Origin of the sequence: Microcoleus sp. Z1_A1 (assembly GCF_036700305.1) — a bacterium.
GTDB lineage: Bacteria > Cyanobacteriota > Cyanobacteriia > Cyanobacteriales > Microcoleaceae > Microcoleus.
Map to the genome: position 1 here is coordinate 39,836 of NZ_JAUBOR010000001.1, position 24,059 is coordinate 63,894.

Here is a 24,059-nt window from a genome sequence, read left to right on the forward strand (position 1 = left end):
CCAAGAGCCAAAGTAATCGGGATTTGATTTTCCTCTGTCGGATTTTTGAGACCAATTGGTCTCAAATTTTCCCGGTTTGAGATTCAAAACTCAGCGCCAAGAGCCAAAGTAATCGGGATTTGATTTTCCTCTGTCGGATTTTTGAGACCAATTGGTCTCAAATTTTCCCGGTTTGAGATTCAAAACTCAGCACTCAAGAGCCAAAACAATTATCTATTCCGACTCCTAAATGCTTCTGCCTTTAAGGATACAGATATCTGTCTAGGCGACGGGTGACAACTTCTGCACTTTCTCTTGCAAGGAATCCATCAGGGATTGGAACGGGGTGACGAATTTATCAATCCCGTCCAAGAGCAAGTCTGCCATCACTTGATCCAAGTTGATGTCAATGTCGGGATCTTTGAGACTTTCGATCAGCGTGTAAGCTTCTGCAACGTTGTTCTCAATCCGGGGTGCGACATCGCAGTGATCGAAACAAGCTTCAACGGTGTTCGGCGGCAAAGTGTTAACCGTGTCCGGGCCGATTAGTTCATCGACGTACATGACATCGCTGTAGTTGGGGTTTTTGGTGCTGGTGGAAGCCCACAGCAAGCGCTGTACTTTCGCTCCCTTGGCCGCTAATGCTTGCCAGCGATCGCTCGCTACGATCTCTTTATACTTCTGGTAAGCTACCTTCGCATTGGCGATCGCCACTTTCCCTTTCACCGCTTCCAGTTTGGCTTTGGTGGAAATATCCGTGACATTTTTGAGTTTCTCATCAATCTTGCCATCGACATTGATGTCGATCCGGCTCAAGAAGAAACTGGCAACAGAAGCAATATTGCTCACATCCAAACCTTTAGCCACCCGCGCTTCCAAACCGCGAATGTAAGCCCAGAAAGTTTCGACGTAGCTGTCAACCGAGAACAGCAAAGTCACGTTAACGTTAATCCCTTCGCTGATGACTCGCTCGACTGCGGGCAAACCTTCAGCGGTTCCCGGAATCTTAATCATCACGTTTTCTTTGCCAAGGGCTTTGTAATAGCGCAGGGCTTCGCTAATCGTGCTTTCTGTGTCGTTGGCGATCGTCGGTGGCACTTCAATGCTAATGTAGCCGTCCAAACCCTTCGACTCTGCGTAAACTGGGGCGAAGATGTCGCAAGCGTTGCGGATATCTTCAAATACCAGAGATTCGTAAATCTCCATTACAGATTTACCCGCCCGGATGCCCGCTTCGATATCCGCGTCGTAAATCACATTACCCGCGATCGCTTTCTCAAAAATAGCCGGATTAGATGTAATCCCGCGCAGTCCCCGACTTTCAATCATCTGTTTGAGTTCGCCGGACTCGATCAGATCGCGAGTCAAATTGTCCATCCAGATACTTTGGCCAATTTCTTTGATTTCTAACAGGTGATTCGTTGGTGTTGCTGTCATTACTGTAACTCCTACAATTTGATAGCTGTTAATTGGGACTTGGAAATTGGAAATTGAAAATTGAAAAGTGGTAATTGAAAATTGGCAATGGGGAATTGGTAATTGGGAGTCGAAAGTTATAAGTTAAAACCCTCTTCCTTCTTCCTGACATCCGTTACATCCGTTACATCCGTTACATCCCGTACATTGCTCGTTGCCGAACTTCCTTCACTTTTGGACTGTTCTAGGATTGCGCGATCGATCTTGAATAAAAGACTCCACCATTGCTACATTTTCTTTACTGCCGACAATCAAGGGCGATCGCTCATGCAGTTTGGTCGGCACAACGTCTAAAATGTCTTGAACTCCCGTACTGGCGCGCCCGCCGGCTTGCTCCATCAAAAACGCCAAAGGAGCCGATTCGTAGAGCAAACGCAATTTGCCCTCGGGGTTTTTCACCGTTCCGGGGTACAAAAACACGCCTCCCTGGAATAAAATCCGGTGGAAATCTCCCACCAAAGCCCCACCGTACCGGGCGCTGTAGCCTTCGCTGCGGTGTACGTAGCGAATGTAGTCTCTCAAAGATTCCTCCCACTGCCAGAAGTTGCCTTCATTAACGCTGTAAATCGGGCCGCGATCGGGAACCTTAATGTTTTCGTTAGCTAGAATAAACTCGCCCAAACTGGGATCGAGGGTAAAGGAATGAACACCCTGACCGATCGAATAAACCAGCATGGTACTGGGGCCGTAGAGTACATAGCCAGCGGCAATTTGTTTGTGTCCATGTTGCAGCAAGTCGGAAGCAGAACCATCTTCATCGTCCCCCTCTTGCTTGCGGATGCTGAATATGGAGCCTACATTGAGATTGATGTCAAGATTGGAAGAACCGTCTATGGGGTCGTAGAGAAGACTGTAACGCCCGATCGGACAATTTTCGGGAATGTAATAGGGTTTTTCCATTTCCTCCGAAGCCAAGCGGCAGACAAGTCCGCTTTGCTGGAATACCGAGATAAACACTTCATTGGCATAGATATCCATCTTTTTGACGGATTCTCCCTGCACGTTCGTAGCCCCTGTAAACCCTAAAGCATCTTCCATTAACCCGGCTCTGCTGAGCCGCCTCGCGATCAGCTTAGCCGCCAGCCCGATGCGATTCATCAGGGCACTGAGATCCTGAGCATCTGCACTAAAGCTGTGAAGTTGCTGGAGTACGTGACGGGATAGAGTTGTGCAATCGCGGTCTAAGGATTGCACCTGATCGATCGGGCCCAGGCGGGTTTCCCCTGTCGGCGCGTTTACCATGATTTTGATGTCCTCCCTGTCTTGCGGCTCTGGATTTGGGTTCGATGGAGTCCTTGACACTTGCCCCTGAATCGGCTATGTGACCGATCGTCCCCTAACTTCTATCTTAGGGAGGGTTTTGCCAAAGGGCGTCGAACTTTAGGTGAATTTTAGATCCCCATCGAAAATTGAGGCGTTCGATCGACTGTTGAGTCGCGAATTGTATCCAAAATAACTAAATTTTTGATTTACGATTGACTTAGCCCACCTAGGGCGGGGCTTGAGGATTCTAGATTCGTTATGAGTGCGATCGGTCAAGATTGTATCAGACGAGCGATCGTGCTTTTCTAAAACAACTTTTGCTGCCCATTAGGTCTTGAATTACCTAAATATATCTGCTTGGAGCCCTTGGAAATGTTAATCAAGCCCAAATCTTGCAGGCGATTTGTTAAATTTGATATTGTTACGCCAAGTTCGTCAGCCATTGCATAGAGGTGAGACCAGTTTGTCAAATTACGTCCCCTTCGCGTCTTTTCCAACATATATTGAGGCATCAACAAACAGCTAGCAAAATATTGAGCTTGCCATTCAATCTTCCAATTTGATTGAGTTGGAGAAGGAATTTTATCACTCTGAAGACCGACACTGCGACACAAAAATAGCTGTTCAGTAGCTTTGCACATTAGAGGTAGTTCGAGCTGCTTTACAACACCATCAGCTTCATCTTGGTTGACATGAAGTATCCAGTGTCCTATTTCGTGAGCTATTGTCGATCGTTGCAGCCCTTCATTTTTTTCTAACTCTGCGAACAGTTCATTAATGGTAATTCGACGTTTGATAGGTTCTATTTTAGCTGCTATTATTCCATCATTATCTGATGGTATTTTGTCCCAAACTATACGGATTTCCAGAGCATCAGCCACCAGAGACGCTTCAAAAGGCCACTTAGTCAGAAAACCTTCTTTTTCCATCTGCATTAAAACCTCATTTGCCTTACCTTCTATTTCTTCTTTTTTTAAGAAGCGATATGGCTTAAATAAACTCATTTTTTCTTATCCTCACTTTTTACAATTGTTATCAAACCTATGGAAATATCATTTGAGCTAGCCTTTACCTGGGTAAATCTGTCGGGAACCTTTTGGTATGTAAACCCAGCCTAAATCTTGCAGGCGATTTGTCAAATTTGATAGTGTTACGCCAAGCTCATCAGCCATTGCGTAGAAGTGTGACCAGTTTGTTAAATTACGTCCCATTCGCTTCTCTTCCAGAATATATCGAGGCATTAACAAACAAGTAGCAAAATATTGAGCTTGCCATTCCACCCAATTCTCCTGCTTATTCAAACTGTACCGATCGAGTTGTTCGCTAGCAAGGCGACACAAGAATATATCTCCTTTTTTTTCAAAATTAGAATTATTTTTATGCTGTTCAGATAAAGTTTCAACTTCATCTTGGTTAACTTGATGTAGTACCCAGTGTCCTATTTCGTGAGCAATTGTTGAAGAGGAAAGTTTATTGTGAAATTCGCAAATATCTTTATTAAGAATAATGGTGCGTTCTTGACGTAAAATTTTAGCGACAATTGGTCCTTCTTCATCAGGAGGAATTATAGCATAACAAATACTAACTTCTAGAAAATCAGCTACACGAGTGACATCAAAGGGCGATTTAAGAATAAAATTTTTTGCTTGCATGCGCTGCAGAATTTCATTAGCACTGCGTTCTATTTCCGCTTTGGAAAAAAAACGATAGATCCGTAGTTGTTTCTCTAGCTCTGAAATTTTGGATTGGAGGGTAGCATTTTCTTTTTGTAGTTTTGCGAGTTGATCCTCCCGTGCTTCTACGAATGAGTCAATGCCAGGATTTTCCCGCACTCGACGGAATAAAGCAGGCATTTCCTTGTAATTCGCCCTGACCATTTCCTCAAGAGCTTCAGTGTCATGTTCGGTCATGCGACCGCCTAGGTAGATCAATTCCTCTGCGTTCAACTCTAGATGCTTTGCTAACGAGCGGATGACCTTCTCACTTGGCTCAAGGTGGTCATTTTCCAGTTTTGAAAGGTAGGTGTAGTCCACTCCTACCTTTACAGCCAGTTCTCTCTGACTCAATCGCTTTTTCCTGCGGGCTTGCCAAATAACCGCACCAAAACTTTGACCTTCTTGTTTATCCATAGCCACATCCGATTTACTGACGAGATTCCCTAAGCCCACTAATTTTAACGTTGCGAGCATTCAAAGGGAGTGAAAGCTACAACCTTTACCTCATAAGGGTTTCAATGCTTTTATTGTCGAGCTATTACCCAAAGTGGTTAATCCACCATAACTTATAGGTCGATCGTAGCTGATGTTGAATAGCTATGTCAACACACTTTTTTATCTCTCGACCCCTTGACATAATTTTTCATGTTGCATATAATTTCAACATTAGAGGTATCTAGCCAGTATGTTGAAATTATATATCAACTAAGACTGGCATCCCTCTAGTTGTTGAGTTACAAAGCTTTATACAGGAGGCAAAGTATGAAAAAACAGCAATCGAATCCGGATCAACTGTGCTTCTCAATCGGCCGACCCCTGCCACTGCTGCTGGAAGAAGTGCAAAAGACGAGCCGGAATCCAAACGTCAGGAAGGCTGTCGAACAAATGCTAGAAGGCTTGCGTACTTTGGAACTAGCTAACCAGACTGGAATTTCCAAGTCAGCTAAAGCCAAAGAGGCAATTCACGCAATTCTCACGAAATGAACCAATAACTGCCCTCTATTATAGAGGGCTCAGCCTGTGAAAAAAATTTGGGCATTTGCCAGTTATAATCTCTGGTTGCAGTTTGCTCCACCAGTGGGAAAAGAACACTTACACTGCGATATGAAGCGCGGTTTTGCCAAAGCACTCCAGCGAGAACCTCAAATAGCAGCACTGTTAGCGACTGACAGCCAACCTCAGACAATTGGACTGCTGGCACAAAGAGGAGTTTATGAATTTCATCAAGCCCCTGAACTGTTATCCCGAAAAGATGGTGCACAGCAAGTAGCAGAAATGCTGAAATTAAATCAACAGTCAGCCGTGGTTGAGGAGCGAGTAAAGCTCATCTTACAAAATTACCAACAGCATCCTATTCTTTTTGGCAAGAACATCATTCAATTGAGTCGAGGTGATGAGGGATTTCCCCAAGCAATTATCATCAAGCAGGGGAATTATCTGTTTAACTTCTATGCAGCAATTGACTGCATTTTTGTTGAGCCTGATGGCAGGCTGCACATTTTGGACTTCAAAACAGGTAAATCTGATTTTGACAGACGACAGGCATACATTTACCTGCTAGCAGCCAGTTATCTCTATCCGAACCAACCAGCTATTGCCTCATTCTACAATTTGGAGACTGGCAAGCAGTCTGACCCAATTAGCGCAACTGCTGGTACACTCAAAGCTTTTCAGATCGAGTTAGCACTAATTGCTCAAAAGCATCAGAAACAGTTAAAGCTTTACAGAGATAATCCTGCTGATTTCAGTATTATTTTTCCAGCGAATCCAGGTTTTAGCTGTGGCTACTGTTCCTTTAATTCAATTTGTCAATTTTCTTCTGTATCAGAGGTTGCTGCATGACTACTGCTCCCGTTCAAATTTCTCGGCCATCAGCCCCATCTCCTACATATCTGAGTGAAATTTTTCAACTGAGTATTTCTCAACCAAATTTAATCTGCTTTCGGCTAGCTCCCGAAGTCGATCGCAAGATTGGCAATCGATTTAGCTGGCGTTTCAGTCAGAAATTTCCTGATGCGATCGTCATTTGGGAAGATAAATGTTTCTGGGTTTTAACTAAACCCGATCAACTAATGCCGAACCAAGGTGAATGGCGAACAGCCCTGAATGAAATTATAGAAGAGTTGAAAAAAGATATTGGCGATCGCTCTTACTCAATTCAATGGGTAAATCAACCAGAGCCAACAGCTTGTATCTTTGCTCAACTAGCTGTAAGGGTATTACAAATCAGGCGGACATTCTCACCTGCTGACACTGTTTGGTCTGATAATCGTGTTGCAGTCAAGCGTGAAGTTGACTTTTGGGCAGAAACTTTTGAACTGCAAGGAATTCTATACCCAGCAATGGTTTTAACGCCTCACAGTTACTTTACTTTTAATGGTACTCTCTCTGATTTCTATGAAAATCATCCTTACCGACACAAGCCTCAAGAGCTTTTGATCGGAATGAAAGTGCGAGTAATTGAAACTAATAGTTCTGCTACGATTGTTAATCTGGCAGGAAACATTGGCGAACGTAGAGAAGAATTGATTGAGAAAGCAACTGGTTCAATTAGCAAAGAAAAACTCAGAGCAGCACCTGACGAGCAACCAGTAGTAGCTGTTCAGTTTGGCAAGGAGACAAAAGAATTTCACTATGCCATGGCAGCTCTTTATCCTTGTATAACAAAGGATACAGCTCACAAAATCGAGGTGGAATATGGGGATTTACTCAAGCATACTAAAATTCCCTACCTAGAACGAAAGAACTGTTTAACCTCCTACAAACAAAAGGCTGGAGAACATCTAGCTATTTATGGTTTTCAGTTAGGAGATAGTATCAATAGCCGTCAGCAGCCCAAAATATTTCGATCGCTGCCATTTAAGCTTGATGAAACAAAACTACTTTTCGGAAAAGACAAGTCCGGTCAAAATGTTATTGGCAAAAGAGGTGAAGTCTTAAAGGGACTGTCTAGAGGTGGTGTTTATCGAAAGCATAAGGAATATGAAGAAGATCCATCGAGAGAAATTCGCATTTCAGTTTTAAAAATTGGTAACTTTAAAGTCAATTCTTTCTTCCTTGAACAAATCTCTCAGCGGCTCAAACTATACAAATTTGAAAGCATCCCTTTGATAGAGCGAGAGAGCAAAAAGATTGATGAAGATAGAGTAAAGGTAGTTTTGACAGATGGCTTGAGTCCAGATGAGGCTAAAGCCCGAGTGGAACAAGCGATAGATGAGTTATTGCCAATTCCCCCGGATCTGGTTTTGACATTTCTACCCCAGAGCGATCGCCACGCTGACAATAGCGAGGATGGCAGCTTTTATGCTTATATATCTTCGCGCTTACTTCGCCGTGGAATTGCTAGCCAAGTCATTTACGAGGACACGCTGAAAGATACTAGCAATCACGGAAATATCCTCAATCAAGTCATTCCGGGAATTTTGGCCAAATTGGGAAACTTGCCTTTTATTCTAGCTGAACCTCTGGAGGTTGCGGATTATTTTATCGGCTTCGATATTTCCCGAACTCCCAAAAAGAAGGGAACTGGAAGCCTAAATGTCTGTGCAAGTGTCCGTCTCTACAGTAAACAAGGAGAGTTTATTCGCTATCGGCTAGAAGATGCTCTTATAGAAGGTGAAGAAATCGATAAAAGAACTCTAGAAAGGTTTCTCCCTGCTGCTGAACTCAGTCGCAAAACTGTACTAATTTACCGTGATGGTCACTTTTGCGGTAGTGAAATCAAGCATTTACGGGAACGATCGAAAGCCATTGGTTCCAATTTTATTCTAGTGGAGTGCATAAAGTCAGGAATTCCCCGACTTTACAACTTTGAGCAGTCAGTTTTGAAAGCACCAAAAAAAGGGTTATCACTTTGCTTGTCTTCCCATGAAGTGATTTTAGTGACAACTGAAGTGAAATCTGAGAAAATGGGTTTACCTTATCCCCTGCGTTTGAGGGTTATTCCTGATGAAGGACAGCAAGTATCACTTGATAGTGTAGTAGAAGCAACTCTTAAACTTACCTTACTACATCATGGAGCCCTTAAAGAGCCGCGCTTACCTGTACCGCTATATGGCTCTGATCGCATCGCTTATCGTCGTTTACAAGGGATTTCTCCGGGTGCATTGGATGGGGATAAACAATTTTGGCTGTAAAAGCGATCGCCTCTAAATCAATCAATATTAGGAGTCACGCACCCCACAAAAGAAACCGGGTTTTTCACCGAATCTGCGGGCTGTAACCAGTATTTTCGTCAAAACCCGGTTTCTGGGTCGCCATGCGTAAGTTCTACTTAATTAAGTCGAGATTTGTGCGCCTTGGGTGTCGAGGCCGATCGCCCTTACATCAGCCTTTACCCCAAATTCCATCCAAGCAGCAGCCATCGCTTTCTCAACCGCATCAGCATTAGTAACATCCATTAAAGCTAAAAGTGTTGGCCCGGCACCGCTAATTACCATTCCATAGGCCCCTGCATTCAGGGCGGCTTGCTGCACCGCTTCATATCCCTGAATCAGAGATTGGCGGTAAGGCTGGTGAATTTTGTCTTGGAGGGCGCAGCGCAGCCAGTTTTCATTCCCAGTTTCCAAAGCCCGCACTAGGGATATTACACTGATGTGCCTTTGAATATAAAATGTAAAACTCTTGGAGTGCTGACATTTGTTCTCTCAATCTAGATATCTCTACATCCCAGGGAGGGAGTAGTTTCTCAAGGTGGCGAACATCACTAAACCACAGTCGTAACTCAGGTTTGAGAGTTGCATAAAGCGTTTCGGGGCACGAGAGTAATATTGCTGTTATTATCTCTGCTACGAATGGCTGTTGCGACCACTTCCCTACAACAGACATTGCATCCCAGTCATCGCTTGACAAGCATTGGTGAACAATATCAAACAGTGAATTTAACTGAATAGCTGCCCGTAATTTCTCAAGTGTCTCTGCCGTTTCTGACGAGGTATGCAGCATAGTTGTGAATTCAACAGGCCAATGGTGCAGAAGGGTACTGACAAATGAAGCAATTGAATCAGGTTGCTCTTTTCTCACAATGTCGGGGAGTATTTCTGCAAAGTAAGTAGCAACACTACCCCACTGATGTAAATCACAAGCAACATGAAAAAAGGTTTCTGGCAACCTTTCACTCTTCTGCAAGGAAATATAACCTCGACATTGATTAGTGACGGAATCGAGAGGTTCAAATGCTTGCCATAACAAAGGCAGAGAAACCCAGTGAGGTGGATATTTGAAACGGGCAACATCCAGCAGAAGAACTAGATCCCGCTGTGGATGATAGCCACCAATTGGTGAGAAGTGACCATCACCGGTTTGTCCCAATACCTTTCGGCTGTAGGAAACAACTAGATGAATATCACCTGATGCCGCAGTCACCTCCTCAACAGCTTGCCGAAAGTTTTCCAAGCTGCTTTGGTGGTAACGGTTAGGTTTTACAACAGCACCGTTGCAACGTGCTATACAGACAAACTCATCAAAGGTGATACCGTTTTCTTTAATGACCCAAAGAGGTAAGCAACAGTCTAAAAATTCCTCTCCATACCATCTCCACACCCCTTTCCAAATGCGACCCGGATCGATGGATAAGGCATTAAGAACAACAACTAAACTACCCAATCCACAAAAAGCGGGTTCTGCTTGAGTGTGAAACTGTTCCGCTAGAGCAAAATACCCTTCCATACCTCCCAATGCCAAGGCTTCTCGAAATATTTGCTTTCCCTCTACGGAGGAAAAGGCAATAGCAGAATCGGGGAGTGAACGACGATAAAACCCTTGAGCAGACATTGAGTGTTTTAACCCTTATTGCTGATGGTGCTAATAAATATTATGCAAAATCGTCACATTGATAATGATGAATGCACTTATTTACTATTTTTTTCAATTTTAGCAATAAAACGCTGCGATGGTTTGAGTTTTGGGGTGCAAATTTAAAAAACGTGATTATTTGTGACGGACGGCTAGGCATCAAGGTGAGGAAATAATTCGGCTATTTGCCACAGATTGAGCGGTAGGCAGCTTGGATTAATCTCACAGCACCCTTCTCAAGAACAGGCTTTCCGGCCTGTTCCACAAAGAGTGAATTTTCTTGTGGAACAGGCCGGAAAGCCTGTTCATAAAAGCTTATTGAGAATGGTGCAACATCTCTGATAAATTAAACTTTTATGAATAGCCTTAATTACGCGATGTTTTATAAGAGTCGGATCAAAAGTTGTAATAGTTGCAATCACTCAAATTTAACTCGGTGATTTGGATTGGCACTAAAGTGGTCGATGCTCAGGAGATTTATATTGAGGTTGCTGATAACGATATGGGAATTACCAAATACCTTACAGCCCCCATTTTGGCTCCATTTTTGGTTGGCACCACCCGCCATTCGTCAAAAATTACTATCAGCTAGCGGATGTTTTTATAGCAGCACAAAGGAGAGCTGCATCACAGTTAATTAATAGTGTTTGCCGTTGGGTGGGGGCGGGTTTTTGAGATTGTTGGTTTTAGCCAGAGATTGTTGGTGAACCCGCCCCTACAGGGACTGCAAAATAATTTAAAAATGTAAAATTTTGTATATGAACTGACCGAACTTATCGAAAATAGACGAGAATTGAACAGTTAATTAATAGTGTTTACCGTTGGGTGGGGGCGGGTTTTTGAGATTGTTTGTTTTAGCCAGATATTGTTGGTAAACCCGCCCCTACAGGGACTGCGAAATAATTTAAAAATGTAAAACCTCGTATATAAACTGACCGAAGAGAGCGAAAATAAACGATACTGGAACAGTTAATTAATAATAGTGTTTACCGTAGGGTGGAGGCGGGTTTTTGAGATGGTTTGTTTTAGCCTCAGATTGTTGGTGAACCCGCCCCTACAGGGACTGCAAAATTTTGGAAAAATGTAAAATTTTGTATATGAACTGACCGAAGTTGCGGAAAATAGACGATAGTTGATATGCAAGAGATTTCAATTGCCAGCGAAAACAAATTTTAATCAGGTAATAAAATGGTAGTAGCAGCACCTGTTCAATCCGGCAGTCAGTCGATTTTTCAAACTCGCTACGACAACTTTATCGGCGGCAAGTGGGTGCCACCGGTGAAAGGGAAATACTCGGAAAACCTGTCTCCAATTACAGGAAAATCAATTTGTCAAATCCCCCGATCGACCGCCGAGGATGTAGAATTGGCACTGGATGCCGCCCACGCCGCGAAAGACAAGTGGGGTAAGACTTCCCCAGCCGATAGGGCGCGGGTTTTACACAAAATAGCCGATCGCATCGAAGAAAACCTCGATCGCCTCGCCATCGCCGAAACCTGGGACAACGGCAAACCAATTCGCGAAACCCGCCTCGCAGACATACCGCTGGCGATCGACCATTTCCGCTACTTCGCAAGCTGCATCCGAGCTCAAGAAGGGTCGATCGGCGAACTCGACGGAACAACAGTCGCCTACCACTTCCACGAACCCCTAGGCGTCATCGGACAAATCATCCCGTGGAACTTCCCGATATTAATGGCCGCCTGGAAACTCGCCCCAGCCCTCGCCGCCGGAAACTGCGTCGTGCTCAAACCAGCAGGCCCCACCCCCGCCTCAATCTTGGTACTGATGGAAATCATCGCCGACTTAGTACCAGACGGCGTTATCAACGTAATAAACGGGCCCGGCGCCGAAATCGGCAAAACCCTCGCCACCAGTCCCCGGATTGCCAAAGTCGCCTTCACCGGGGAAACCACCACCGGCAGGCTAATCATGCAATACGCCTCCCAAAACGTCATCCCCGTCACCCTAGAACTAGGTGGCAAATCTCCCAACATTTTCTTTGAAGATATCTGCGCCCAAGACGACGAATTCCTCGACAAAGCAGTCGAAGGATTAGTCATGTTTGCATTTAATCAAGGCGAAGTGTGCACCTGTCCCTCCCGCGCCTTAATTCAGGAGTCAATCTACGATCGATTCATGGAAAGGGCGATCGATCGCATCCGCCAAATCAAACAAGACAACCCCTTAGATCCGACAACCGCCCTCGGCGCGCAAGTCTCCATCAACCAGATGGAAAAAATCGCCGAATACGTCAAAATCGGTCACGCCGAAGGCGCAGAATGCCTCATTGGTGGCGAAAGAAACATCTTATCCGGCGACTTGCAAGACGGCTATTACTTCCAGCCAACAGTCTTCAAAGGAAACAACAAAATGCGAATTTTCCAAGAAGAAATCTTCGGCCCAGTATTAGCAGTAACCACCTTCAAAGACGAAGCCGAAGCATTAGAAATTGCCAACGATACCCTCTACGGTTTAGGTGCCGGAGTTTGGACTCGCGACATCAACACCGCCTACCGCATGGGCCGCGCCGTTCAAGCAGGCCGCGTGTGGACAAACTGCTATCACCTATATCCAGCCCACGCAGCATTCGGCGGCTACAAATCATCCGGTATCGGCCGCGAAAATCACAAAATGATGTTAGATCACTACCAGCAAACCAAGAATTTGTTAGTCAGCTACAGCCCGAAAGCATTAGGTTTCTTCTAAGATTTTAGTCATTGGGAAGAAAGAAAGAAGAAAGACAAACTTCAATGATTCGCGAACTCCTTCTTTCTCTCTTTCCTCTCCTTCTCTGCGCCCTCTGCGCCCTCTGCGGTTTATAAAAAAAAATCTCATTCAAAAACGAAATAAAATTGCTACACAAAGAGACTGCAATGGAAACTGCCAAAGTCACCGCAACAGAAGCCGCTTTAAAATTAATCAACCATCTCAAAACTCAACACGGACAATTGATGTTTCACCAATCCGGCGGCTGCTGCGACGGTAGTTCCCCCATGTGCTTTCCCGATGGCGAATTGATAATCGGTGATGGTGACGTATTGCTGGGCGAAATAGGCGGTTGTCCCTTTTATATTGCAGCGCAGCAATACAAATATTGGCAGCACACGCAGTTAATTATAGACGTGGCATCGGGGCCAGGAGGCAGCGATTTTTCCCTAGAAGGGCCGGAGGGAGAGCGTTTTATTACTCGTTCTCGCTTGTTTGTTAATGCTGATTAACTCTGTTTATCCTTAACTTGCCTGCAGTTTCTCTAAAAACATGAATTTGCTTAAGCCTGAAACCCGGTTTCTTTCATGGCAGCGAAAAAACCTATTTTTATTTAAGTTTTGATCTACAGCAATTTGGTCGCAAATTGCTGTAAGATTGCCGATCACTATTGTAATGAAGGAAAATCCAATTTTGGCGATCGCCCAATTGCGGATTGAGCTTTTGTTGATAGCGACAGGTTTCACGCTGCCGCTAAAATCAGTATCTGAGCCGGTGCAGGATTAATTATTAATTGGCGACTTCAAAATTTCTGCACTCAAAACTTCAGAATACTTTAAACTTGAGTATTTTTAATTAGAGCCAATTCAATTTTGTCACCAGCCTTTTGAGTCACTTGTGCGCGCAAACCGGGCCCAAAAAAAGTAGCTATTTTGTCTTGCTTTTCTTCCCATAAGTCGATCGGCAGTAGTGGCGAATAAAACTCTAAAATTAACCCATAAGCACCATCAACATCAACTTCCCGCAACCCTTGCAGGAGAGGCCGTTCCTCGTCTGTCGGGGCTAAGCCCAAGCGCTCCAAAGCATCATCTAAGTGCGCGGGTTGGCCGTAGCGAAATCGGGTGACATCTTTGCGGACTTGGTTTTGAGTATCTGTGGCCTGACTTTCTCGCAGGAGAAGAACTTCAGCAGAGGTAGGTTCGGTGAACTCCACCGGTTCGAGTTCGGCGGCTTTCAGGGCCAAACCTCCTAGCAACAGCGGAATTCCATAAAAAAAACCGGCTAGGTTCAGGGTAGGTCTGTCTGTGAAGTAGGCTCCGAAACCGACTGCTGCTATAATACCGCCCACAACTAAGGCTAGGTTTGCTAAAGAAATTTTACGTAACATATTAGTGAGGTAAGTAGTCGGACAGAAAAAATATACTTTAATTATTATCTGTCAAAAAGTCTTGAATAAATTTAGTTTTTTTGCCAAAAGACCTGCAAAAACTGCTAGCATCGATGAGCGCGGGAGCGGTGTGCATCCACAGTCTTGTCTCTAGCTTCAGAAGCTTATCCAGCCGGACTCGTCCGGGCGCGCCATTGGTAAATATCCGTGTTAATTGCGCGGCTTTGGTTCCAGAAGGCAATCGAGATCGGCAGTATCATCAAAGTATACAGAGTGGCGATCGCGATCGACACTCTTGCCCTTTCAACCATTTTTCGGACATGATTAAAGACGAAGACAAACAAACTGCTGGAGCAAACAAGGCGGTTCTGGAGCAGATTAACTCGCTCAAGCGCGAAGATGAAAGGCTTTATAATATCTTAGCGATCGATGTCTGGGCCCTAGCCAAGACAATGGATGAATATCAACCGGGATTTTGGGCGGCTTTTATGAAAAACCGGGAGAAAGCCCTGAAGCGATTTTTAGCTGGAATGATGAAAAATAAACCCGCAGATACCAAACGTCCGCCTTTTTTGCGCTAAAATGTGGCTGAAGTTTGGCTGAGGTTTTGATGTACAATCAAACTATAACACAGACCAAAAAATCCTGAGCAGGTTCATCACTTACCATATAAAAACAGTGAAGGATTTGCCCAAAAAGGGATGTCGGTGAATTAAGAATCTCCGTCTGTTCGCAGGGGGGAATGTCAAATATTTTTGTTAATAGTAGCAAAGGCAAAAAACCATGGATGCACAAACACTCAAAGAGCGCGTAGCACAGATCGAAGTCAAGCGGGAATCCCTCGTGCGGCTGTTAGATCGATCGGACTTGGGATCCCTGAGAATAGATGTGAGTCAGGCGATCGAAGAAATTGATGATCTCTTAGAAGAATTCAAGCGTACTTTTAACAGTTAAGTAGTCAGTAGTCATTAGTCAGTAGTCATTAGTCAGTAGTCATTAGTTGTCGCGCATTTAATTTGGATAATTATGTTAGTAAAAATCTTGTGGGGTGGGCATCTTGCCCGCCCCCAAAGTCAAAATTAAATGCAGTACAGCTTAATAGCTAACAAGAACCTACACTGCTAACTGCAAATTTGACAACTGACAACTAATGACTAATGACTAATGACTAATGACTAATAACTAATTCAAAACCATATCCATCAAAATTTGCTGAGAGCTCACCTCCGGGCAATTAGCAGGCGGCCGCCGCTGAGAGTAGTGTCCTGACGGCTGCAAATCCCAAGCTTGGCGGTTGTCAGCCAGCATTACGCCCAAAATTTCTTGCAATTCCTTAGCAATTGTCGGGTCTTCCACTTGAACTATGGCCTCAACCCGTCTGGTGAGATTGCGCTGCATCCAGTCAGCAGAACCAATATACACCTCTTCGTCGCCACCGTTGAAAAAATAAAACATCCGAGAATGCTCTAAAAAGCGGCCGATAATACTGATAACTCTGATATTTTCGCTAACACCTTCAACGCCGGGACGCAAACAGCAAATCCCCCGAATAATCAAATCAATTTTCACTCCCGCTTGGGAAGCTTCGTACAAAGCAACAATGATTTGAGGGTCAACTAAAGCATTCATTTTAGCGACAATGCGGCCACAGCTACCGGTGCCACCTTCGGCCTGCAAGCGGCAGAAGTCTGCCTCGCGGCGAATTAAAGCTAAAAATCGATCGCGCATATTGACCGGTGCCACCAACAATTTGCGATAAGATACCTGCCGCGAATAACCCGTCAAATAATTAAACAAATCCGTCAAATCCGATCCCAAATCCTCGCGACAACTCAACAAACCCACATCGGTATAGAGTCCGGCTGTTTTGGGATTGTAATTGCCGGTGCCGATGTGGACATAGCGGCGGATGTAATCGTCCTCGCGACGCACTACCATCACAATTTTGGTGTGGGTTTTGAGCCCCACCAAACCGTAAACTACGTGGACTCCAGCTTGTTCTAACTTGCGAGCCCAATTAATATTATTTTCTTCGTCAAACCTAGCTTTGAGCTCTACTAAAACGGCTACCTGCTTGCCGTTTTCTGCTGCTTCAATTAAGGCGCTGACGATCGGCGAATCTCCCGAAGTGCGGTATAAAGTCATCTTAATCGCTAACACAGAGCGATCGTGCGCCGCCTCAGTAATAAACCGCTGTACCGTCGCCGCAAACGAGTGATAAGGATGGTGTAGCATCAAATCCCCCTGGCGGATGGCGGTGAAAATATCCTCGCCCTCCTCAGCATCCAACATTAATTTGCCTAAAATCATTGGTGATTCCGAGTTCCGCAAACGGGGCGGCACAACCGGAGTCCAAGGCGGGTCTTTCAGTTCCGGCACCGGCAGCCCCACAAAAGACATCAAATCCTTGAGGCCTAGCAGCCCCTCTACGACGTAAACATCTTGCTCACCGAGATCCAGCTCTTCCATCAGCATATCTCGCAGTGCAGGTGGCATAATCGCTTGAATTTCCATTCGCACCGCAGAACCTCCAAACCGGCGCTTGCGGAGTTCCTGTTCTATTGCCAACAGCAAATCCTCCGCCTCATCTTCCTCCACCGTCAAATCGGAATTGCGAGTAATGCGGAACGGGTGATATTCCTGAATGTCCATCCCCGGAAACAAAGCTTCTAAATTGTGGGCAATCACCTGTTCTAGGGGCACGCCAGTCCAAACCGGAGATTTGCCCCTCTGCTGCCACTGCAAATCCCCCGGTAGTGGCAAAAACCTCGGCAAAACCTGCGGTACTTTGACGCGGGCAAATAATTCTTCCCGCGTGTCGGGGTCCCTGACTACTACTGCTAAATTGAGGCTGAGATTGGAAAGGTAGGGGAATGGGTGGCTGGGGTCAACTGCTAGGGGAGTGAGTACGGGAAATACTTGTTCTTTGAAGTAGCGATGCAAGTAATTCCGCTGTTCTTGATTGAGGTCAATGTAGTCAAGAATGTAGATGCCGCTTGCTGCTAGTTTCGGCCGCAGGGTTTGCTCAAAATAAGAGTGTTGCTGAGAAACCATTGGCAAAAGTCGCTGGTTAAGGGCATCTAGCTGTTGTTGAGGGGTGCTGCCGTCGGAAGTCAATTTGCTGACTTTTGCTTGTACTTGCTGTTTGAGGGCGGCCACGCGCACCATAAAATATTCGTCTAGGTTGGAGCTAAAAATAGCTAGAAATTTGAGCCTTTCTAGGATGGGCGTGCGGGGGTCGAGAGCTTCGTGAAGCACGCGGTTGTTGAATTCTAGCCAGCTTTGTTCTCGGTTGAAGTAATATTGAGGATCGCTGAGGTTGATTTCAGTGTAGGTTTTGGCGGGGGTCTTTTTTGGTTTGGGCATGGTTTGGGGGAGTCTTTGGGAGGCTCGGTGATGGCATCTCTAAAAATAGTATTGTAGGTTAAAGGATTGGTTCGCATCTGCTTTTGGTCGATCGCACGTTTTTGTAATACCTGTAGGGAAACGGCATTGCCCTTCTTCGTTTCAACTTAAGACTCCAACCTTTGAGAAATCTCCTTTTTACCATAGTCTAGATCCCCCTAAATCCCCCTTAAGAAGGGGGACTTTGATCGGACTCTTGTCCCCCCCTTCTTAAGGGGGGCTAGGGGGGATCGAGATTTAATGGTCAAACAGCAGTCTGTGACTGGGTTTAACGTTAAGTTGTCATGCCTTGGGCACGGTGGGGTGTCCGGCCCCTGGATCGCGAACCCATCCCTCCCATCCAATTCTGTACCGCATTCGGCAAGTCCTCTTGATTTGGCCCAAAACCTGTTAAGGGCAATTCCAGCGGTGGGTTAAGCGTGCCATGCTTGATAAAATTCTGGGTAAGTCATATTTTCGGCACACTCCCAGATGACTCCGTAGCACTTCTCATTGCGACCCAAATTATTTTTGTAGATTTCGGAAGTTAGGCATTTTTTTAAACCTGAAACTGCGGTAGCGAAATGTTTACCTTTCATAATTTTCAGTAAGCTATCTGCCGGGTCAAAAATAGAATATTCAGGGTGATAATTAGGAATCAACTCTATTAAAGTCGCGATCGCAACTGTGTAATATTTCTCTATTTTCCCTAAGCTAGATGCCGCTCGACACAGGGTATCTGCATTACCTGAATTGCCGATTAACTCGACTAAGATGGCGAGCGCTTCAGGACTATCTTTTCCTATTGTCCCTAAGCTAGATGCTGCTTCCCACGGGGTATGTTCATCACCTGAATTGCGGATTAACTCGACTAAAGCGGTGTTCGCTTCCGGGCTATCTTTGCCGATTTTCCCCAAGCTTTCTGCTGCTTGCCGTCGGGTATATTCATTCTGAGAATTAGCGATTAAATCGACTAAAGCGGAGATTGCTTCTGGGCTATCTTTACCGATTTCCCCCAAGCTTCCTGCCGCTAAACGCCGAGTAAATTCATCACCTTAATGGCGGATTAACTCGACTAAAAGGGAAATTGCTTCTGGGCTATCTTTGCCTATTTTGTTTAAACTTGCTGCTGCTGATGACTGGGTTATTTTATTGTTTGAAGTGCGGATTAAATCGCCTAAAGCTGAAATCGCTACTGTGTTACCTTTGTCTATTTTTCCCAAACATTCTGCGGCTCGCCACCGGGTAACTTGATTGCGGGAAGTGCTTATTAACTCGACTAAAGCAGCGATCGCAACAGGGTTATTTTTGCCGATTGTTGCTAATCTTTCTGCCGCTTGATAACGATTATCTTTAGGACGGTAGTTGCGGATTGAATCCAATAAAGTTTCGATCGCTACCGGGTTATCTTTGTCTATCTTACCTAAAATTTCTGCCGCTCGCCCTTGAGTAACTTTATTATCTGAAGTGCGGATTAACTCGACTAAAGCGGCGATCGCAACTGGATTATTTTTGCCTATTTTCACTAAGCTATATGCCACTATTATACAGGTAGGTACGTTAGACCACCCGAAAACCGGGTAGAAACCGTTCTCAACTGAATTGCGGATTAGTTCTACTAAAGCGGCGATCGCTTCTGGGCTATCTTTTCCTATCTTCCCTAAGCTATATGCCGCTCGCTTCCAGGTGTTTTTCTCAACAGAAGTGTGAATTAACTCTGCTAAAGCGGAGATCGCTACTGGGCTATCTTTATCAATTTTACCCAAGATATCGGCCGCTTGCCACCGAGTAACTTCATCCTGAGAAGTATTGATTAATTCGACTAAAGTGGCGATCGTGTCTGGGCAATTTTTGCCGATTTCCCCCAAACTTCTGGTCGCTTCCCTCCGGGTATATTCATCACCTGAATTGCGGATCAACTCGATTAAAGCGGAGATAGCCCTTTGGCGATCTGTTTCTTTCAGAACTTCCCTTGCCCTCTCGACAATTGGATCGAGAAATGTCCGCCACTCCTGTTTTTGCTTATTAAAATAACCAAATCCCCAAATAACAATCTGCGACACAATCTCATCAGCAAGACTACAATCTTTAAACTCAGCAATCCCCGCAGCCGCTAGAAAATATGCCCGATATCCATAAAATTTATCCCACCCAACCTTAAACTTAACCAACGCTTTAATAAACGCTTCCTTCTCCTCCTTCCCTACCTCCTCACGCCCCAACCACAGCAAAATAACCTCCTTCCACTGCTTCTCAAAAATGCGATACCTAGCATCAGGATGTTGCGGATTCTTAGGAAAGTGATTCAAGAAAAAGTGCCAATCCTCAACCGCCAACGCCGCAAAATATTCCTGAAACGTCGGATGGTAAAAAGCATAAATCCCCTCCGCCGTCTCCGCATCCCTCGCCACTAAATTCAGCCAACCCAAACGACAAGCTAACTCAAACTGCGATGCACCCATCACCCGATATCCCACACTTTCTCGCAACTGAAACCGGGACGTTTCATTTAACATCCCTGAAAGTGCCAATTTCCCCAAAGCAGCATTCAATTCCTGCTGCTGAATCAAATTCAGGCGCGGTTTTTTCCACTGATACAAAGTTGTCACAAACCGTTGATAAAGCTTCGCCTTAGTATCCGGCAAATCCCCATCCAACGACTGCCAAGTGCCGCACAGCAGCGGGCATCTCAGGGGATTTTTCACTAAATCTCGAATTCGCTCTTTCCCCGGTGCTGCTAATGCTTCGCGTAGCTGTTGAGAAAGATCCTCTCCAGCCCCCCTTGCTAAGGCTACCGTGTACACACAAACCCCTTGATAAGGGGAGGGTTGGGGTGGGGTAAAAAATTTACGATTCATTTAGGATTGCTATATATACTGCGAACCGGTTGAATTGAAAGTTTTACCGCATTCGTGAGCGCATACGTCCAACCTTTTGGAACAGGAAAAACTTTTTGTGAGGTCTTCGCGAAACCAATCTCTGGCGATCGCATCTTTCACTGATTGAGTTCTGAGAGAATTAAAGCCATTTCCATACTTTTCAATTAAAGCCAGCATTTGCGGTCTGTAAGTGTGGTTATAAACAGCGTATTTAGTATGGCTGACCCAACAGCAAGGCCAGAGTTCCGCTTCAAAACTGATGAAAATCTCTTTGCTGGCTTGAGTTTGACAGCTAATTTCTACATTTCGGTAGTAATTGTTTAGGCTACCAAATTTTTCTACAGCTTGCAGAAATTGGTCTCCCTGGGGATTTTTATATTGTTCCAAGGATGGGGGTTGGAGTTCTTCGCTGGCTGGCTTTGATGGGACAGAAGGAGTTGCTTCTGGTGCTTGAGTGGTTTCGATTGCTATAGCTTGATACCAAGCATAATTTGCTTTTTCTGGTTGCCCCAACTGTGTCAACACTTTAGCCAAATTGCGATAAGCTCCTGCAAAATTGGGTTTAAGCTCGATCGCCTTTTGGTAATAAGCACTAGCGGGCTGCCACTGTTGCTGTTGAGCATAAAGACTGCCGACATTAGCATAAACTTCTGGAAAATTAGGCTGAATTTTGAGGGCCTTGGCGTAACAGTCTGCTGCTGCTTGCATCTTCCCCAAACCTTGAACAGCATTGCCTAAAGTTTTCCAGGCTGCTGCAAAATTAGGTTGATTTTTTAGGGCTTGTTGGCTGGCTGCGATCGCCTCTGATAGCTTTCCTTGTTTCAAGAATTCCTCAGCTTGTTTGTGCAATCCAACAGCGGTCTGTGTTTGATTTTGAGGAGCTGACGCATTATTTGTTGCTGGTTGGTTTGGGCGATCGCTCTTGGCATCTACCTGAGACTTTTCTGCCTTCTGAGGCTGTTGATTGGCGGACTCTTTTTCATAAATCTCTTTCGCCACAAAACGAGAGGTTGCTTTCGGTACAAACTCGACAAATCCTAATTTTTGGGCTAAATCCCGTGCTGCTTCTACTTGGTGCTGGTTGTGTTCAAAAATCAAGTAGTGCCATACAGCTTTTCCGCCAGCTTGGATGAAGGCATTAACAGACTGCATTATTCTGTCCCAGTTGGTATTTTGGCGGTAGATGCTGTTAGTATCTGCCAACCCGTCGATACTAAAAGTTACGCTATCGTGTTCTCCTGTCATCGCCTTTGCCAGGGCTTGCCACCAGTCGGGATTGCGTCCGCTACCATTAGTATAAAGCCCGATTTGAGGAACTCCCATGCGGTGCAAATACTCGATCGCGGGAATTGTGGTATTGCTAGTCATAGCATCGCCGTAGTTGCCGCACATATACACCAAATCCAACTGAGAGCAAAACTCTTGTGGGAAAATTCTCTCAATATCCTCCATCTTTAATTCTGCCCCCGGCAAAATCGGGTTGCCGGTGCGGGGACACTGGGGACAAGCTGCATTGCACCTGGAGGTAATTTCTACGCTGACTCTCCTGATATCTTCATATTTTAAGTACATGAGTTTTCTCCAATTAATTTGTGATTAATATTGAAATCGCGATCGACAGAATTAGATAACAAGAGGTGTGATTGAGTGATTAAAAATTAAAATTATACCTTATGCCTGCAGGCTGTGAACATGATATAAGTTTTTTGTATAAAGACCGAGGCGGCGATGACGACTATCTTGCTTGATTTCAAATTTTAATCAAAAACCGCAGCTCGATCGACATCGAGCCGCGGTTTTTTTAAGCTAAAGTTTCACTTAATCCCGGCCGTTGAGAGCAATCAGCAGGCGCAGAATGAAAATGAACAAGTTGATGTAGGTCAAGTACATCGACAGAGCGGCGGGCAAATACTGGTCGTCGCGGTAGCTGCGGGGTAATATGTAAAAATCGACGATCGCAGCGCCGGCAAATATAAACACGCCGATGCCAGAAATGCCAATTTCCAACCAGGTTGGGGTGTAGACGCCAAATAGAGATAGCAGAAACTGGCCGCCAACGACGACTAACAAAGCAATCACACCTAAACTGATAGTTTTGGTGAGGGCCATGCCGTCTTGTTCAGAAAGGTTGGAGCCAATTTGGCGGGCGGCGATAAAGGTAATGCCGCAGCCGAGGGCTGCAAAACCAATACCGGCGATGCCGACGCCTTCGCTTCTGAGGGCTATAGACACCAATCCGCTGAGGGTGTAGCCTGTAAGCAAGCTGTAGGTTGCCAGCAGAGGCAAAGCGGTATTTTTGTTATTTTGTTCGGCTGCGCCGCGGGCGACAAAGAACAGAATTAATTGTAGGACGATCGCGGCGATGAACGTGGGAAAGAAGATCCCAGGATAGTTACGAATCACTCCGAGGCCGCCGTAGGTGCCGACAGCAGTTAAGACAAGTCCGCCGCCCACGAAGGGGAGAGCGTTGGAGATGACGTTGGGGCCTACCAGCGCGTGGTTTTTGGCCTCGCGCACGGCTTCGCGGAAATTGCTAGTGTTACTCACGAGGATTTACCTAATTTGGGCTGAGAATTGCTATCTATCATTTTGACAGCTTTACACTTTGTTTGCAAAACCTCAAAGAGTTTAAAGATTTGATAAAGAACGGGGGTGAAATCACTCCAACGCAGGGATCGATTGTTTATAATCGACTGCGTACAGGTCTGTGCCGTGTCGCCCTCTCGCACCGTTGCGCGTCGTGGCTAAGCTATAATTGAGTTTAAGAGGTCGGCGCTATCTGCGGTCAAGGGCTACCTTAAAGTCGATAAAATCGCAAATAGCGGATGTAAATCAATTTGGGATGGGGGATTTACGATTGCGGATTAAGGAGTATATGCTAGAGGCAGGGATCACAGTTAATTTTAGGCTTTTGATGGGCGATTTAGTTTAAACTAGAGACCAGAAACTTCAATAATGTAAAATCGCCAATCAAAAATCGCTTCCGTTAATTACTAAGGTAGCTCAGATAGAGGATACCCAGAAAATTAATGAATAGATCGAGTTCTATCGAAAAACTGCTAAATAGGTAATGTCCAATGCCCACATTTTTTGAGCGCAAATTATTGCCACCTACAGCCGGAATTTTATTGGCTGCCGCCGTTATTTCCGGCGGTCAACCTGCCGTTGCAGCTAATGTCCGAGCCGTTTATACCGCTACTTCTGGGCAGGGTTCAGAAAATTGGCTGCTGGCTAAAAATACCGAGCAATTCACCCAAGCAAATTCTGGAATACCGAGCCGGGGGCCGGCAAAGCCGGAGCCTCTCCCGGCAAGAATTCCTGAGCCTTCGGCGGTGGTAGGGTTGGGTTTAGTTGCGGGTTCGCTGGCGCTGACTCGCCGGAAAGTGAGAGTTAAAAATTAGACTTTTAGCCAAAAGTCTAATTTTTGGATTTTTAACTGCAGATACACGCGGATAATCGCAGATCAATCAGGAT

The 24,059-nt window shown here is 45.2% G+C and carries 21 protein-coding genes and 1 pseudogene; 9 read left to right on the forward strand and 13 right to left on the reverse strand.

Annotated features, from left to right (window positions below):
• Positions 1–261: 261 nt before the first annotated feature.
• The 4 genes from tal to QT973_RS00245 all read right to left on the reverse strand — a co-directional run bounded on the left by tal (position 262) and on the right by QT973_RS00245 (position 4,847).
• Positions 262–1,416: a transaldolase gene (gene tal / locus QT973_RS00230; protein WP_333207695.1), complete on the reverse strand. Its 1,155-nt coding sequence runs from the start codon at positions 1,414–1,416 to the stop codon at positions 262–264.
• 207 nt (positions 1,417–1,623) lie between these two features.
• Positions 1,624–2,697 (reverse strand): class 1 fructose-bisphosphatase, encoded by a 1,074-nt coding sequence (gene fbp, locus QT973_RS00235; RefSeq protein ID WP_333055738.1) that lies wholly within the window; start codon positions 2,695–2,697, stop codon positions 1,624–1,626.
• A gap of 326 nt (positions 2,698–3,023) precedes the next feature.
• The gene (locus tag QT973_RS00240; RefSeq protein WP_333055737.1) at positions 3,024–3,722 is read right to left on the reverse strand and encodes an ImmA/IrrE family metallo-endopeptidase; all 699 of its coding nucleotides are present in this window, start codon (positions 3,720–3,722) and stop codon (positions 3,024–3,026) included.
• 57 nt (positions 3,723–3,779) lie between these two features.
• On the reverse strand, positions 3,780–4,847 hold the full coding sequence (locus QT973_RS00245) for a helix-turn-helix domain-containing protein (protein ID WP_333055736.1): 1,068 nt from the start codon (positions 4,845–4,847) through the stop codon (positions 3,780–3,782).
• Between the two features lie 348 nt (positions 4,848–5,195).
• Between QT973_RS00245 and QT973_RS00250 the strand changes: the two genes are divergently transcribed.
• From QT973_RS00250 to QT973_RS00260, 3 genes are read left to right on the forward strand one after another with little or no spacing between them, the layout of a single operon-like run.
• On the forward strand, positions 5,196–5,417 hold the full coding sequence (locus tag QT973_RS00250; RefSeq protein ID WP_333055735.1) for a hypothetical protein: 222 nt from the start codon (positions 5,196–5,198) through the stop codon (positions 5,415–5,417).
• Positions 5,418–5,453: 36 nt separating this feature from the next.
• Positions 5,454–6,275, forward strand: coding sequence for a PD-(D/E)XK nuclease family protein (locus QT973_RS00255; protein ID WP_333055734.1), 822 nt, complete (start codon positions 5,454–5,456; stop codon positions 6,273–6,275).
• Positions 6,272–8,569, forward strand: coding sequence for a Piwi domain-containing protein (locus QT973_RS00260; RefSeq protein WP_333055733.1), 2,298 nt, complete (start codon positions 6,272–6,274; stop codon positions 8,567–8,569). Before QT973_RS00255 ends, QT973_RS00260 begins: the two co-directional genes overlap by 4 nt.
• 141 nt (positions 8,570–8,710) lie before the next feature.
• Here the strand turns inward: QT973_RS00260 and QT973_RS00265 are convergent, their stop codons facing one another.
• Together QT973_RS00265 and QT973_RS00270 are read right to left on the reverse strand one after the other, a co-directional pair.
• Entirely contained in the window at positions 8,711–9,001 is a 291-nt protein-coding gene (locus tag QT973_RS00265) for a hypothetical protein (RefSeq protein ID WP_333390272.1), read from the reverse strand.
• Positions 8,985–10,205: a phytochelatin synthase family protein gene (locus QT973_RS00270; RefSeq protein WP_333313177.1), complete on the reverse strand. Its 1,221-nt coding sequence runs from the start codon at positions 10,203–10,205 to the stop codon at positions 8,985–8,987. The genes QT973_RS00265 and QT973_RS00270 overlap by 17 nt, the downstream gene beginning before the upstream one ends.
• A 433-nt stretch (positions 10,206–10,638) precedes the next feature.
• Between QT973_RS00270 and QT973_RS00275 the strand changes: the two genes are divergently transcribed.
• From QT973_RS00275 to QT973_RS00285, 3 genes are all read left to right on the forward strand, one after another.
• Complete coding sequence (locus QT973_RS00275; RefSeq protein ID WP_333270609.1) at positions 10,639–10,818, forward strand: hypothetical protein; 180 nt, start codon at positions 10,639–10,641, stop codon at positions 10,816–10,818.
• Positions 10,819–11,414: 596 nt separating this feature from the next.
• Positions 11,415–12,935: an acetaldehyde dehydrogenase ExaC gene (gene exaC / locus QT973_RS00280; protein ID WP_333055730.1), complete on the forward strand. Its 1,521-nt coding sequence runs from the start codon at positions 11,415–11,417 to the stop codon at positions 12,933–12,935.
• Between the two features lie 167 nt (positions 12,936–13,102).
• Positions 13,103–13,447 (forward strand): DUF779 domain-containing protein, encoded by a 345-nt coding sequence (locus tag QT973_RS00285; protein ID WP_333055729.1) that lies wholly within the window; start codon positions 13,103–13,105, stop codon positions 13,445–13,447.
• A gap of 323 nt (positions 13,448–13,770) precedes the next feature.
• Here the strand turns inward: QT973_RS00285 and QT973_RS00290 are convergent, their stop codons facing one another.
• Positions 13,771–14,322, reverse strand: a complete 552-nt coding sequence (locus tag QT973_RS00290; RefSeq protein WP_333055728.1) for a DUF2854 domain-containing protein — start codon at positions 14,320–14,322, stop codon at positions 13,771–13,773.
• Positions 14,323–14,402: 80 nt separating this feature from the next.
• Between QT973_RS00290 and QT973_RS00295 the strand changes: the two genes are divergently transcribed.
• Both QT973_RS00295 and QT973_RS00300 read left to right on the forward strand, forming a co-directional pair.
• Positions 14,403–14,903, forward strand: a complete 501-nt coding sequence (locus tag QT973_RS00295; protein WP_333055727.1) for a hypothetical protein — start codon at positions 14,403–14,405, stop codon at positions 14,901–14,903.
• Between the two features lie 202 nt (positions 14,904–15,105).
• Complete coding sequence (locus tag QT973_RS00300) at positions 15,106–15,276, forward strand: hypothetical protein (protein WP_333055726.1); 171 nt, start codon at positions 15,106–15,108, stop codon at positions 15,274–15,276.
• A gap of 228 nt (positions 15,277–15,504) precedes the next feature.
• On the opposite strand, the gene ppk1 is transcribed toward QT973_RS00300, so the two are convergent.
• The 6 genes and pseudogenes from ppk1 to QT973_RS00325 form a co-directional block, all read right to left on the reverse strand.
• Positions 15,505–17,688, reverse strand: a complete 2,184-nt coding sequence (gene ppk1, locus QT973_RS00305) for a polyphosphate kinase 1 (RefSeq protein WP_333055725.1) — start codon at positions 17,686–17,688, stop codon at positions 15,505–15,507.
• Between the two features lie 452 nt (positions 17,689–18,140).
• A complete protein-coding gene (locus QT973_RS26955) occupies positions 18,141–18,305 on the reverse strand; it encodes a hypothetical protein (protein WP_445242992.1) in 165 nt (54 codons plus the stop codon).
• A 69-nt stretch (positions 18,306–18,374) separates the two neighbouring features.
• A pseudogene (locus QT973_RS26960) lies at positions 18,375–18,737 on the reverse strand (HEAT repeat domain-containing protein); the annotation flags it as partial.
• A gap of 24 nt (positions 18,738–18,761) precedes the next feature.
• On the reverse strand, positions 18,762–20,564 hold the full coding sequence (locus QT973_RS00315) for a HEAT repeat domain-containing protein (protein ID WP_333270604.1): 1,803 nt from the start codon (positions 20,562–20,564) through the stop codon (positions 18,762–18,764).
• A 9-nt stretch (positions 20,565–20,573) separates the two neighbouring features.
• Positions 20,574–22,157, reverse strand: coding sequence for a tetratricopeptide repeat protein (locus QT973_RS00320; protein ID WP_333055723.1), 1,584 nt, complete (start codon positions 22,155–22,157; stop codon positions 20,574–20,576).
• 246 nt (positions 22,158–22,403) lie between these two features.
• Complete coding sequence (locus tag QT973_RS00325) at positions 22,404–23,132, reverse strand: Bax inhibitor-1 family protein (protein WP_333055722.1); 729 nt, start codon at positions 23,130–23,132, stop codon at positions 22,404–22,406.
• 530 nt (positions 23,133–23,662) lie between these two features.
• Between QT973_RS00325 and QT973_RS00330 the strand changes: the two genes are divergently transcribed.
• On the forward strand, positions 23,663–23,986 hold the full coding sequence (locus tag QT973_RS00330; protein WP_333055721.1) for a PEP-CTERM sorting domain-containing protein: 324 nt from the start codon (positions 23,663–23,665) through the stop codon (positions 23,984–23,986).
• The last annotated feature ends 73 nt before the right edge of the window (positions 23,987–24,059 follow it).

What these genes read in the sequence shown, in the direction of transcription:
- tal (WP_333207695.1), bottom strand. Translation starts at nt 1,416, where the DNA reads ATGACAGCAACACCAACGAATCACCTGTTAGAAATCAAAGAAATTGGC.
- fbp (WP_333055738.1), bottom strand. Translation starts at nt 2,697, where the DNA reads ATGGTAAACGCGCCGACAGGGGAAACCCGCCTGGGCCCGATCGATCAG.
- QT973_RS00240 (WP_333055737.1), bottom strand. Translation starts at nt 3,722, where the DNA reads ATGAGTTTATTTAAGCCATATCGCTTCTTAAAAAAAGAAGAAATAGAA.
- QT973_RS00245 (WP_333055736.1), bottom strand. Translation starts at nt 4,847, where the DNA reads ATGGATAAACAAGAAGGTCAAAGTTTTGGTGCGGTTATTTGGCAAGCC.
- QT973_RS00250 (WP_333055735.1), top strand. Translation starts at nt 5,196, where the DNA reads ATGAAAAAACAGCAATCGAATCCGGATCAACTGTGCTTCTCAATCGGC.
- QT973_RS00260 (WP_333055733.1), top strand. Translation starts at nt 6,272, where the DNA reads ATGACTACTGCTCCCGTTCAAATTTCTCGGCCATCAGCCCCATCTCCT.
- QT973_RS00270 (WP_333313177.1), bottom strand. Translation starts at nt 10,205, where the DNA reads ATGTCTGCTCAAGGGTTTTATCGTCGTTCACTCCCCGATTCTGCTATT.
- exaC (WP_333055730.1), top strand. Translation starts at nt 11,415, where the DNA reads ATGGTAGTAGCAGCACCTGTTCAATCCGGCAGTCAGTCGATTTTTCAA.
- QT973_RS00285 (WP_333055729.1), top strand. Translation starts at nt 13,103, where the DNA reads ATGGAAACTGCCAAAGTCACCGCAACAGAAGCCGCTTTAAAATTAATC.
- QT973_RS00290 (WP_333055728.1), bottom strand. Translation starts at nt 14,322, where the DNA reads ATGTTACGTAAAATTTCTTTAGCAAACCTAGCCTTAGTTGTGGGCGGT.
- QT973_RS00300 (WP_333055726.1), top strand. Translation starts at nt 15,106, where the DNA reads ATGGATGCACAAACACTCAAAGAGCGCGTAGCACAGATCGAAGTCAAG.
- ppk1 (WP_333055725.1), bottom strand. Translation starts at nt 17,688, where the DNA reads ATGCCCAAACCAAAAAAGACCCCCGCCAAAACCTACACTGAAATCAAC.
- QT973_RS26955 (WP_445242992.1), bottom strand. Translation starts at nt 18,305, where the DNA reads ATGAAAGGTAAACATTTCGCTACCGCAGTTTCAGGTTTAAAAAAATGC.
- QT973_RS00315 (WP_333270604.1), bottom strand. Translation starts at nt 20,564, where the DNA reads ATGAATCGTAAATTTTTTACCCCACCCCAACCCTCCCCTTATCAAGGG.
- QT973_RS00320 (WP_333055723.1), bottom strand. Translation starts at nt 22,157, where the DNA reads ATGTACTTAAAATATGAAGATATCAGGAGAGTCAGCGTAGAAATTACC.
- QT973_RS00330 (WP_333055721.1), top strand. Translation starts at nt 23,663, where the DNA reads ATGCCCACATTTTTTGAGCGCAAATTATTGCCACCTACAGCCGGAATT.